This is a genomic window from uncultured Gordonia sp., assembly GCF_937858515.1.
Lineage (GTDB): Bacteria > Actinomycetota > Actinomycetes > Mycobacteriales > Mycobacteriaceae > Gordonia.
In genome coordinates this window covers 1-12308 of the sequence record NZ_CALLZT010000225.1, presented here as the reverse complement: position 1 = coordinate 12308, position 12308 = coordinate 1, and the positions used below count along the sequence as shown (strand labels likewise).

The following is a 12308-nucleotide window of genomic DNA, read 5'->3' as shown; positions in this document are numbered from 1 at the left end:
CGAGCGCTTCCTCGCGGCGTTCCTTGGCGAACCACTGCCGGATCTTGGCCTTGGCTCGTGGGGACACGACGAAGCTCTGCCAGTCGCGGCTCGGTCCGGCGTTGGGTGCTTTGGAGGTGAACACCTCCACCACCTCACCGTTCTCCAGGGTCCGTTCAAGCGCGACGAGGCGGCCGTTGACCCTTGCGCCGATGCAGCGGTGGCCGACCTCGGTGTGGACGGCGTACGCGAAGTCGACCGGTGTGGATCCCGCCGGCAGGGTGATCACATCACCCTTCGGAGTGAAGACGAAGATCTCCCGCGACGCGAGGTCGAACCGCAACGATTCGAGGAACTCCCCCGGGTCCGCGGCCTCCCGTTGCCAGTCGAGCAGTTGGCGCATCCACGCCATGTCGTCGACCTCGGCGATGTCGGACCGCTTGCTGCCGCCCTTGGACTTGTATCCGCTCTCCTTGTATCGCCAGTGCGCGGCGATACCGAACTCGGCGGTGCGGTGCATCTCCTGCGTGCGGATCTGCACTTCGAGGGGTTTGCCCTCGGGACCGATGACGGTGGTGTGCAGGGACTGATACACCCCGTAGCGTGGCTCCGCGATGTAGTCCTTGAACCGCCCGGCCATCGGCTGCCACAGCGAATGCACCACACCGACCGCCGCGTAGCAGTCGCGGACCTCATCGCACAGGATCCGCACACCCACCAGATCGTGGATGTCGTCGAAGTCGCGGCCCTTGACGATCATCTTCTGATAGATCGACCAGTAGTGCTTGGGCCTTCCCTCGACGACCGCGGTGATGCGGGTGGCGGCCAGCGCGTTGGTGATGTCGGCACGTACCCGCGCCAGATAGGTGTCGCGCGAGGGTGCCCGATCGGCCACCAGACGCACGATCTCCTCGTACTTCTTGGGGTGCAGGATGGCGAACGAGAGGTCTTCCAATTCCCACTTGACCGTGGCCATTCCGAGCCGATGTGCCAGCGGAGCAATGACTTCCAGCGTTTCACGGGCCTTGCGGGCCTGCTTCTCCGGCGGCAGGAACCGCATCGTGCGCATGTTGTGCAACCGGTCGGCGACCTTGATGACCAACACGCGCGGATCGCGGGCCATCGCGATGATCATCTTGCGGATGGTCTCGGCCTCGGCGGCACTGCCGAGGGCCACCTTGTCGAGTTTGGTGACACCGTCGACCAGGTGCGCGACCTCGGTGCCGAACTCGGATTCGAGTTGTTCGAGCGAATAGCCGGTGTCCTCGACGGTGTCGTGCAGCAGGGCGGCTATCAGGGTGGTGGTGTCCATGCCGAGGTCGGCGAGGATGGTGGCCACCGCGAGCGGATGGGTGATGTAGGGGTCACCCGATTTGCGGGTCTGACCGGCGTGACGTTCGTCGGCGACATCGTAGGCGCGTTGCAGTTTCGCGATATCGGCCTTGGGATAGATGTCGCGGTGCAGAGTCACCAGCGGTTCCAGGACCGGACGCACCTGGCTACGGGTCGCGGTCATCCTGCGTGCCAGACGTGCCCGCACGCGGCGCGAGGCCGACGATGGTACAGGCTCCTCACGCACCACAGTCTCGGTCCGCTCAGGTGGTACCTCCGGTGCCGAAGGATCGGCCGCGTCGGCCGGCGCCGCCACGGTGTCTGTGTCGTCTGCCATCGCGTCCTCTCTGAAAGGCTGTAGATCGCCGGCTCGCAGTGTCCCGGCCGGTCGTCAAAGTCTAGTCCGCGACCAGAGCATGCACCTCGACGTCGGAGCCGATGCCCCGGGCGATCGTGGCCCTGCCGCCCAGCGCCGTCAGCTCCATGATCACCGACACCCGCACCACATGCGCGCCGGCGGTACGCATGAGTGTGGCCGCGGCGACCGCGGTGCCACCGGTGGCCAGGACGTCGTCGATGAGCAGCACCCGCCGTCCTGTCAGGTCGAGGCCGTCGGCGGGGATCTCCAGCGCCGCGCTACCGTATTCGAGGTCGTAGGTGACGGTGTGGACGGGCGGCGGCAGTTTGCCCTGCTTGCGGACCGCCAGCACACCGACACCCAGTTCACGGGCGACGGCACCGCCAAGCAGGAATCCACGGGCATCGATGCCGCCGACGAGGTCGATATCGGGGCAGCCATGTGCCAGGGCGGTGATGATCGAGGCGAAGGCGCGCGATTCGGCGAGGACAGGCGTCAGATCCTTGAACTGGACACCCGGGCCGGGGAAGTCCGCGACGAGCCGGGTGTGGGCCGCGATGGCCGCACGCGCCTCATCGAGTGTGTGATGCGCTGTGCTGCCGGCCGGCCGGTCATCCGAGGGGGTCACGGGCGAACTGTAGCAAGACCGGCAGCATCCGGTACGTCGGCCGAGCGGCTCATTCGGTGAGGGACCAGCGATCCATGTTCCAGCCGGTCCCGTTGCGGCCGTGGCCGGGAACCACGTGGGCGACCCGGCCACCGGAGCGGTACACCCGGGGCGTGACGACCAGCGGGATCGACATCATCGACGACCAGGCGCCGGTCTCGATGGTGCGGACGGCATCGAGCTGACCGGTGGCGGAGGTCACCACGCTCAGCGTGTCGACCGCCTGCGACACCTGGGGGTCGTCGGCGCCGGCGAGGTTCAACGGGTCTCCGGCACGTAGCCGGTATGAGTCCCGGATCGGGCTGGTCGCGCCGGTCGCGGCAAATCCGGAGCCGCTGCTGATCAGCAACGCGTCGGCCCGTTTACCCAAAGCGGTCGGCGCGAGGTCGTCGGAGCCTACGTCGGTCACCTCGATCCCCGCCTTGCGGCACGATCCGGTGATCGCGGCGACCAGCGCCTGGTCGCGGGCGTGGGGCGTGCGGTAACCGATCCGGACCTTCGCCCGGAAGCCGGTGCCGGCGCTCGAGCTGACGCCCTGCGCACCCGAGGCCGCGGCCTGACCGAGCAGTTCGCGGGCACCGATGATGTCCGGGCGTGCGTAACGCAGGCCGACCTGACCGTTGAGCTGTGCGGCCAAACTGTCGCCCGGCACCTGGGTGCGCAGATTCCACACCGGCGAACCCGCACCGAATTGTGTGGCTATGGCGGGCCGGGGCACGCACAGCGCGAAGGCCTGACGTACCCGGACATCGGGGAACACCCCACGCTGGGACAGCACCAGCTCGTCGATCGACAACGACGTCGTGGCCACAGGCCCAGCGGAAGCCGGGGCCTTGCTCGTGGCCGAGTTGGAGATCTCACCGTCGACGATGCCGTCCGCGACATCGGCGACATCGAAGTCTCCTGAGGTCAACGCCGCCAGATCGTGGCGTGCCCCCCGGATGGCGATGCGCGTGGCGGCCGGGGCATCGCCCCACCATTTGTCGTTGGGGACCAGGACCAGACCTTCGGCGGCGTCGGCGGCCGAGATCCGGAACGGGCCCGACGCCGGAAAGTCGGCCGGCTCCAGTTCACCGTTGGGGAACGTGAACCCCGTGTTCCAGGCCTTGGCGAGTTTGCCGATCCTGGCGGGATTGCCGCCGCGGATGGCGGCGACGACATCGGCGACCCCGGCCTTGCGTGCGACGACGTGCGCCGGCAGCAGGGTCCCGGCACCGAACAGCGACAACCAGTCCCGGTAGACGCGGCCCGCCGCGAAAACGACGGTGGCGGTCTTGGCGCCGGCCCGGCAGTCGACGTTCCGGACGTCGCGGTACCCGGCAGTGGTCGCCGGTGTGAAACCGGGGAAGCGCCCGCTCATCGCAGCCCATGCCAGCAGCAGGTCGTCACAGTCCATGGGGGTGCCGTCGGAGAACACCGCCTGCGGCGAGAAGACGTACCGGAGGGTGAGCGGTGCCTGCGAGATGGCGGTGACCGTACCCACGTCGCGGTCAGGCATCACCTGACCGTTGTTGCCGAGCAGACTGAACCCGGGCAGCACCCGTGTCACGGCCATCAGCGCACCATCGGAGTTCCCGGTGACGGTGTTGGCGTTGTAGGTGGTCAGGCCCGCATCAACGACATAGTCGATGGTGGGTGGCCGGCTCTCGCCCGAGCAGGCGGTCACCACTCCGGCACCGGTGACGAGGCCGAGCACCAGGGCGAGCAGACGCACGACGGTCCGTCCGGGTCTTGCTGTCATACCGGCGACGTTATCGGTTCTGACCCCGGCTCCTGCGCTTCCCGGCCGGTACGGCCGTGTCGCGGTCGTCGGACTGCGCCCGCCGACCCGCCCGCCCGGCGCTCGTGCGACGTTCGGCGAGCTCCGGTTCACCGGCCTCGATGCGGGCACGGCGGGCCAGCACCTTGCCGGTGTGTGCCTTGACGTCCGAGCGCATCTCCTTGAGCGTCACCAGCAGCGGCGCGGCCAGGAAGATCGACGAATAGGTGCCGACGAGCACGCCGACGAACTGGATCAGCGCCAGGTCCTTGAGGGTACCCACGCCCAGCAGCCACACGGCGATGATCATCAGCGCGATGATCGGCAGCACCGAGATGACGGTGGTGTTGATCGAGCGCATCAGGGTCTGGTTGACGGCCAGGTTGGTCTGTTCGGCATATGTGCGTCGCGTGGTGCGCAGGAAGCCGCGAGTATTCTCGGCGACCTTGTCGAACACCACCACCGTGTCGTAGATGGAGAAGCCGAGGATGGTCAGCAAGCCGATCACCGTCGCCGGCGTGACCTCCCAGCCGACGATCGAATAGATACCGGCGGTGAACACCATGTCCAGGAACAGCGACGCCATCGCCGCGATCGACATCTCCCGATCGAAGCGGACCGCGATGTACACGAACACGATCACCAGGAACACGACGAGCGCGATCAGCATCTTCTTGGTGATCTCCCCACCCCAGGTGGAGCTCACATCCGACGAGGAGACGTCGTCGGCGGTGATGGACGAGCTGAACCTGTCGGCAAGTGCGGTGGTGATCCGGACGGTCTGGTCCTGGTCCAGGTGCTCGGACCGGAGCTGGATGGTGGCGCTGGAACCGCTGCCCGCGGACTGCACGCTGTCCGGTTCTTTGCCGAAGGTGTCCGAGTACACGGTTTCGACGGCGTCGCGGGTGACCTCGGCGGAGGCCGGGACCGCAATCTGGGTGCCGCCCTCGAAATCGATACCGAAGGTGAAACCGCGCACAAGGATCGACAGACCGCAGACGGCGATCATGATCAGCGTGACGATGTACCACGTGCGCCGTTTGGCGATGATGTCGAAGGCGCCGGTACCGGTGTACAGGCGCGAGAAGAACGACCGATTCTTGTCGGCGACGAAGTCGGCCTCGGTCGCGCCGGCGGCTCCTTCCAGGGCACTCTCGTCGGAAGTCGACGGATCGGCGCTGTCACTGATGTTGTTGGGAGTGGTCACCGGACCGCTCCTTCCCCGGCCTCGGCCGCTTTAACCGCTGCTTGTGCCCGTGCCGCAGCCTTGCGCTGCGCGGCGACCTCACTGACCGCGCCAAGGCCGTTGACCTTGGGCTGCGACAGGAACGGCGACCTGGTGGCGAGCACCACCAGCGGGTGGGTCACCAGGAACACCACGACGACGTCGAGCACGGTGGTCAGGCCCAAGGTGAACGCGAAACCGCGAACCTCGCCGACGGCCAGGATGTAGATGACGACGGCGGCGATGAGGCTGACCATGTTGCCGGTCCAGATGGTGCGTCGCGCGCTGACCCAGCCGCGCGGGACCGCCGATCTGAACGTTCTGCCCTCGCGTATCTCGTCCTTGATGCGTTCGAAGTAGACGACGAACGAGTCGGCGGTCATACCGATACCGATGATGAGGCCGGCGATACCGGCCAGGTCGAGGGTGAACCCGATCCACCGGCCCAGCAGCACGATGATGCCGTACACCTGCAGACCGGCCAGGACCAGTGACAGGAAGGTGAGCACGCCGAGCATCCGGTAGTACGCCAGCGCGTACAGCAGGCACGCGATCAGGCCGACCGCGCCGGCGATCAGGCCCGCCCGCAGCGACTCCTTGCCGAGGGTCGCCGACACGGTCTCGGCGTCGGAGGCCTCGAAAGACAGCGGCAGCGAACCGTACTTGAGGACGTTGGCCAGGTCCTTGGACGAACTCTGGTTGAACGATCCGGTGATCTCGGTCTGACGGGTGGTGATGGCACCGTTGATGCTGGGCGCCGACACGACCTCGGTGTCGAGGGTGAACGCGGTCTGCTTGCCGATGTTCTTGCCGGTGTACTCGGGCCAGAAATTGCGGGCCTTGCCCTTGAACTCGACCATAACGACCCATTCGCCGCGGTCGTTGGTGCCCGCGGAGGCGCTCGCGATGTCACGGCCGTCGATGATCTGCGGTTCCATCAGGTATACCTGGGTGCCGTCCTGCGAACAGGCCACCAGGTACTGGTCGGGCAGGTCGTTGCCGCGCAGCGGGTCGTTGAACTCGGGTGAGCAGTCCATCTTGGCCATTTGTGCGGTCAGTTCCGCGATCCGCTTCTGGTCGGCGTTCGCCGGGGCCTGCCGCAGCTTGCGCTGCTCCTCGATCGCGGCCTGGGCGGCTTTGCGCTCGGCCTCGGTGCCCTGCGCCGGGGTCTTGCCGTCGTCGCCGTCCTTGGTGTCCTTCTCATCCGTTTTCTGGGGGACTGCGGCCTGCACCGTGGTGACCGGCCGCACGTACAGCCGGGCGGTCTGTCCCAGCGTGCGGGCTTGCTTTCCGTCGTTGCCGGGGACGGTGATCACCAGGTTGTTGCCGTTGACGACCACTTCGGAACCGGCGACGCCGAGCCCGTTGACGCGCTTTTCAATGATCTGTTTGGCCTGGTCGAGCTGATCTTTCGACGGAGTCTTACCGTCCGGGGTGCGGGCGGTCAGCGTGACCCGGGTGCCGCCCTGCAGGTCGATGCCCAGTTTCGGCTCCGCCGATCCGCCGCCGGTGAAGAACACCAGCCCGTACACGACGGCGAGGAGGACGAGAAAGGCGGTCAACGGTTTCCACGGCGAAACCTCGTTGCGAGGTCCCGGCCGCTTGGCCGTACGGCGAGGTGTGCTCACTGCTGTTCAGGTCTCCTTCGACCGCGGGCGGTGTCAATCGGACCGCACGAGACCGACCGTCGGTCGACGGCCGGTGGGCGGGTTCTTCCTGGGCTTGTCTTCAGTAGCTGGTGTCGGGGCCAGCCGGTTCGGGCGGGAGATCGAACGTCCGCCAGACGGGTCACTTCTCCAGATCGGGACGCTTTCCGGCGATGTCGGTGTCTGCCGGTGCGTCGTCCTCGTCAAGGTAGTCGTCGGTGACGAAATCGTCATCGTCATCGTCGTCGTCATCGAGATCGTCGAGGTAGGAGGTCGATACCGCACCCGGGTAGGTTTCGGCGGCGTCCTCGGTCTGCACAACGCGCATGATCGCCAGCCGGTTCCAGCGGGTGACCACTCCGGTCGCGATCTCCACGTCGATGTAGTCGCTGTTGTCGGCGTCGACGACGGTACCGAACAAGCCCGATGTCAGCTGTAGACGCGTGCCCACCGACACGTCGTTCTGCATCTCCTGCATTTCCTGCATCCGCTTCTTCTGCTTGCGGATGCTGATGAACATGAAGCCGGCCATGAGGGCCAGCATCAGGGGGAAAAGTAGCTCCATGGTGTGCGCTTCGATCCTTGAGGTGTCGTGTCGTCAGGTGATTCGGGCCGCGTTCATCCACGCGGGAAGCGGCCCGACCTCTCCCCCTAGTGTGCCATGACCCGTACGGGCCCCGATTCCACGCCCGCGCGCCCGGGGCCGATGCCGCCCGGCACAGCACGATCAGAGCTCGTCGAACAGGGACCCGGTGGCGTCGTCGCGGGCCCGGACCGCGAAGGTCGCGTTCAGGGCGCCCGCCGGGGGTGTCAGTCCCAGATGCTGCCACGCCGCGGCGGTGGCCACCCGTCCGCGCGGCGTGCGGGCGATCATCCCCGCCCGCACCAGGAACGGTTCACACACCTCTTCGACGGTGGCCGGCTCCTCACCGACCGCCACCGCGAGCGTGGACACACCGACCGGTCCCCCACCGAAACCGCGGATCAGCGCGCCCAGCACGGCGCGATCGAGCCGGTCGAAGCCGAGATCGTCGACGTCGTACACGGCCAGCGCCGCACGAGCGACGGCGACGGTGACCTTGCCGTCGCCGCGGACCTCTGCGTAGTCGCGGACCCGCCGCAGCAGCCGGTTGGCGATCCGGGGCGTGCCGCGGGAGCGTCGGGCGATCTCGGTGGCCGCGTCGGGTCGCATCACGATGCCGAGGATGCCCGCCGACCGGCGCAGTACCCGGACCAGCTCATCGGTCTCGTAGAACTCCATGTGCGCGGTGAAACCGAAGCGGTCGCGCAGCGGCCCGGTCAGCGCACCGGACCGGGTGGTGGCGCCGACCAGAGTGAACGGCGCGACATCGAGCGGAATCGATGTGGCACCGGGCCCTTTGCCGACCACCACGTCGACGCGGAAGTCCTCCATCGCCAGATACAGCATCTCCTCGGCCGGCCGGGCGATGCGGTGGATCTCGTCGATGAACAGCACATCGCCCTCGACCAGGTTGGACAGCATCGCCGCCAGGTCGCCGGCACGTTCGAGTGCGGGTCCCGATGTGACGCGGATCGCCGCTCCCATCTCCGAGGCGATGATCATTGCCAAGGAGGTCTTGCCGAGGCCGGGCGGGCCCGACAGCAGGATGTGGTCGGGAGTACTGCCGCGGCCCTTGGCACCCTGCAACACCAGCTCCAGCTGTTCACACACCTTCGGCTGGCCGATGAAGTCGGCCAGCGACCGTGGCCGCAGGCCTGCGTCGAAATCCTTGTCTCCGGGTATCGGGGACGCATCGATCTCCGAGAACTGTCCCGGCGCGTCGTCGTGCTCGTCCATCACGGCCTCCCGACGCCCGTCATGATGTCTTGCCGAGGCAGCTGAGCGCGGCGCGTAGCGCGGTGGACGCGTCGGCGCCGGGGTTGTCGGCGAGCACGGACTGCACGGCCTTGTCGGCGGCGGCCACGGTGAAACCCAGACCGACCAGCGCCTCGGTCACCTGTCCGCGCAATGGTCCGCCCGCGGAATCGGTGCCCTGTCCTACTGCGCCGACCGGAAGGTCGACCTTGTCACGCAGTTCGACGACGAGCCGTTCGGCGACCCGCTTACCGATCCCCGGCACCGACATGAGTGCTTTGGTGTCCGAATCGGCCAGCGCCCGCCGCAGTGCGTCCGGTTCGAGGACGGCCAGGGTGGCCATCGCCAGTCTCGGTCCCACCCCGGTCACCGTCTGCAACAGCCCGAACAGCGAGCGTGCGTCCGGGTCGACGAACCCGTACAGGGTCATCGAGTCCTCGCGCACGATCATCGTGGTGAGCAAGGTGGTCTCGACACCGCGACGTACCGTGGCCAGCGTCGGCGGTGTGACCAGGACGCGGTATCCGACGCCGGCGCAGTCAATGACGACGTGGTCGAGCGCGACGTCGATCACCGGGCCCCGGACGGACGCGATCATCGGGCACTTCCTGCGGCCTGAGTACTTCCGGCGGCCTGGGCGAGGCGGGCGCGGTGCCGGGCGGCGAGGACGTCGGCGCGGTGTTTGGCCTCCTCCATCCGTTCGGCCATCGGGCCGCGCCAGCAGTGGCAGATGGCCAGCGCGAGCGCGTCGGCGGCGTCGGCGGGTCTGGGTTTGGTCTGCATGCCGAGAATCCGGGTCACCATGGTGGTGACCTGGGCCTTGTCTGCCCGGCCGCTGCCGGTGACCGCGGCCTTGACCTCGGACGGGGTGTGGAATCGCACCGGAATGTCGCGCTGGCCGGCGGCGAGGGCGATCACTCCCCCGGCCTGGGCGGTACCCATCGCCGTCGATACCTGGTTCTGGGCGAACACCCGCTCGATGGCGACGACGTCGGGCTGATGGACGTCGAGCCAGTGGCACGCGGCGGTGTACACGGCCAGCAACCGCTGCGCGAGGTCCATATCGGTGGGCGTGCGGACAACGTCGACGTCGAGGGCGGTGACCGAACGTCCTTTACCGGATTCGACCAACGCGATACCGCACCTGGTCAAGCCGGGATCCACACCCATCACCCGCACCCGCACACCTCCCGACATAGAGAACAACTGTTCGACATCGTATCGGGTCGGTCGGACACCGCTCCACAACAACACTCCACACTCCGGGCCGGGCACTACCCGGACACCAAAGGCGCCGCCCGTAGGCGGCGCCTTTGGTGGGTATGAGGCTCAGTCGTTCTCGAGTTCGGCGAGCACCTCGTCACTGATGTCGACATTGCTGTACACGTTCTGCACGTCGTCGGAGTCTTCGAGCGCGTCGATCAGTTTGAACACCTTGCGCGCGCCGTCGGCGTCGACCGCCACCTCCACCGAGGCACGGAAGCTCGCCTCGGCGGAGTCGTAGTCGATGCCCGCAGCCTGCAACGCCGAGCGCACCGCGATCAGGTCGGTGGGCTCACTGACGACCTCGAACGTCTCGCCGAGGTCGGTGACCTCCTCGGCACCGGCGTCGAGGACGGCCATCAGCACATCGTCTTCGCTCTGGCCGCCCTTCTCCAGCGTCACCACTCCCTTGCGGGTGAACAGGTACGCCACCGAACCCGGGTCTGCCATGTTGCCGCCGTTGCGGGTCATCGCCGTACGAACCTCACCGGCGGCGCGGTTGCGGTTGTCGGTCAGGCACTCGATGAGGATCGCCACCCCGTTGGGTCCGTAACCCTCGTACATGATGGTCTGCCAGTCGGCGCCGCCGGCCTCTTCACCACCGCCGCGTTTACGGGCGCGTTCGATGTTGTCGTTGGGGACCGACGACTTCTTGGCCTTCTGAATGGCGTCGTAGAGCGTCGGGTTGCCTGCCGGGTCGCCACCACCGGTGCGGGCCGCCACCTCGATGTTCTTGATGAGCTTGGCGAACATCTTGCCGCGTTTGGCGTCGATGACCGCCTTCTTGTGCTTGGTGGTGGCCCATTTGGAATGGCCGCTCATAGTTCTCCCGGTGTCGTCGTTCCCGTTGCGTCGGTGCCCCTGGCAGGCCCGCACGGACGCCTGCTGCGCCCACGTGATGCCATGCCCCATGGGTCGGCGTTCGATCAGGTGTCGATATTACCGACGCCACGATTGCCGCCGGACACCTCCCGAACCATGTCTACGAAATACGCGTGTACCCGGCGGTCCCCGGTCACCTCGGGGTGGAAGGAGGTGGCCAGTACCGCGCCTTGCCGCACGGCGACGATCCGGCCCTGAGCGGGCCCGTCCGGAACCCGCGCGAGCACCTGCACATGCGGCGACACCGACTCGACCCACGGTGCCCGGATGAACACGGCCCGCATCGGAGCGGCATCGGGACCGTCGGTGATCCCCGCGATGTCCAGATCGGTCTCGAAGGATTCGACCTGGCGTCCGAAAGCGTTGCGGCGCACCGTGATATCAAGTGCGTCCAGGTGCTTGGCATCGGGTCTGGTGTCGAGGATGGTGCTCGCGAGCATGATCATCCCGGCGCACGACCCGTAGGCGGGAAGCCCGGCCGCCAGCCGCGCTGCCAGTGGCTCGAACAGGTCGAGGACGGTCAGCAGGTGACTCATCGTGGTCGACTCGCCGCCGGGGATGACCAGACCGTCGACGGCATCGAGTTCAGCGGCCCGACGCACGGTCACGGCGCGTGCACCCGACACTTCCAGGGCCGCCAGATGCTCACGGACATCACCCTGCAACGCCAGGACACCGACAAGTGGCCTGGAGTCGGGGCTGCTGACGTGCGGACCGGTGCTGCCGGGGGCGGTCACTTGTCCTGCCGTGCGTACTGATCCTTCGGCAAGACGCGTCCGACGCGGGCCAGTCCCTCTTGGGTGACCGCAGCCACCATACGGCCCTTGAGGTCGAAGATCCGCCCCTGCGTCAGTGCGCGGCCCCCCGCGGCCGACGGCGACGTCTGGTCGTAGAGCAGCCACTCGTCGGTGCGGAACGGCCGCAGGAACCACATCGCGTGATCGAGCGAGGCGCCCTGTGCCTGCACACCGCGATGCGGCACCCGCGAAGAGCCGAGCAGCGTCATATCGCTCATATACGCCAAGGTTGCGACGTGGAAGACCTGATCGTCCGGCAACGGATGGCGGTACCGGAACCAGACACGCTGCTGCGCGGCGAGATAGTCGTTGGTGACCATCTTCTCGCGCGGCACGATCCGGATGTCGAAGTTGTCCCATTCCCGGTAGACGGCCTTGTCCTCGGCGGTCGCGTCGTCGTGCCGATCGAGCAGTTCGGTGGGTTGCGGCGCCGGCGGCATCAGGTCCTGATGCTCGAGGCCCTCGTCGTCCTGCACGTGGAACGACACCGACATGCTGAAGATGGCCTCACCGTCCTGGATACCGGTGACCCGGCGCGTCACGAACGACCGTCCGTCCCGGAT

Annotated in this window: 12 protein-coding genes; all 12 read right to left on the bottom strand. The window is 67.3% G+C overall.

Annotation, left to right across the window (positions count from 1 at the left end; genetic code table 11):
- Positions 1–1648 (bottom strand): bifunctional (p)ppGpp synthetase/guanosine-3',5'-bis(diphosphate) 3'-pyrophosphohydrolase (locus Q0627_RS22400; protein ID WP_298813055.1); only part of this gene is annotated, 1648 nt, incomplete at its 3' end.
- Positions 1649–1709: 61 nt separating this feature from the next.
- Positions 1710–2297 (bottom strand): adenine phosphoribosyltransferase, encoded by a 588-nt coding sequence (locus tag Q0627_RS22395; RefSeq protein ID WP_291014312.1) that lies wholly within the window; start codon positions 2295–2297, stop codon positions 1710–1712.
- Positions 2298–2346: 49 nt separating this feature from the next.
- Entirely contained in the window at positions 2347–4077 is a 1731-nt protein-coding gene (locus Q0627_RS22390) for an ABC transporter substrate-binding protein (RefSeq protein WP_298813051.1), read from the bottom strand.
- Positions 4078–4087: 10 nt separating this feature from the next.
- The gene (gene secF / locus Q0627_RS22385; protein WP_291014447.1) at positions 4088–5242 is read right to left on the bottom strand and encodes a protein translocase subunit SecF; all 1155 of its coding nucleotides are present in this window, start codon (positions 5240–5242) and stop codon (positions 4088–4090) included.
- A 56-nt stretch (positions 5243–5298) separates the two neighbouring features.
- The gene (gene secD, locus Q0627_RS22380; RefSeq protein WP_291014308.1) at positions 5299–6948 is read right to left on the bottom strand and encodes a protein translocase subunit SecD; all 1650 of its coding nucleotides are present in this window, start codon (positions 6946–6948) and stop codon (positions 5299–5301) included.
- A gap of 160 nt (positions 6949–7108) precedes the next feature.
- The gene (yajC, locus tag Q0627_RS22375) at positions 7109–7531 is read right to left on the bottom strand and encodes a preprotein translocase subunit YajC (protein ID WP_291014306.1); all 423 of its coding nucleotides are present in this window, start codon (positions 7529–7531) and stop codon (positions 7109–7111) included.
- 162 nt (positions 7532–7693) lie between these two features.
- Positions 7694–8785 carry a Holliday junction branch migration DNA helicase RuvB gene (gene ruvB, locus Q0627_RS22370; protein ID WP_291014304.1) on the bottom strand — a complete coding sequence of 364 codons (1092 nt, stop codon included), beginning with the start codon at positions 8783–8785 and terminating at the stop codon, positions 7694–7696.
- A gap of 19 nt (positions 8786–8804) precedes the next feature.
- Positions 8805–9401, bottom strand: a complete 597-nt coding sequence (ruvA, locus tag Q0627_RS22365) for a Holliday junction branch migration protein RuvA (RefSeq protein WP_291014303.1) — start codon at positions 9399–9401, stop codon at positions 8805–8807.
- Positions 9398–9982, bottom strand: a complete 585-nt coding sequence (ruvC, locus tag Q0627_RS22360) for a crossover junction endodeoxyribonuclease RuvC (protein WP_291014445.1) — start codon at positions 9980–9982, stop codon at positions 9398–9400. The genes ruvA and ruvC overlap by 4 nt, the downstream gene beginning before the upstream one ends.
- Positions 9983–10132: 150 nt before the next feature.
- A complete protein-coding gene (locus tag Q0627_RS22355) occupies positions 10133–10888 on the bottom strand; it encodes a YebC/PmpR family DNA-binding transcriptional regulator (protein ID WP_291014301.1) in 756 nt (251 codons plus the stop codon).
- Positions 10889–10992: 104 nt separating this feature from the next.
- The gene (gene pdxT, locus Q0627_RS22350; protein WP_291014299.1) at positions 10993–11685 is read right to left on the bottom strand and encodes a pyridoxal 5'-phosphate synthase glutaminase subunit PdxT; all 693 of its coding nucleotides are present in this window, start codon (positions 11683–11685) and stop codon (positions 10993–10995) included.
- Positions 11682–12308: acyl-CoA thioesterase II (locus Q0627_RS22345; protein WP_298813038.1), on the bottom strand; the 627-nt coding region annotated here is incomplete at its 5' end. The genes Q0627_RS22345 and pdxT, both read right to left, overlap by 4 nt.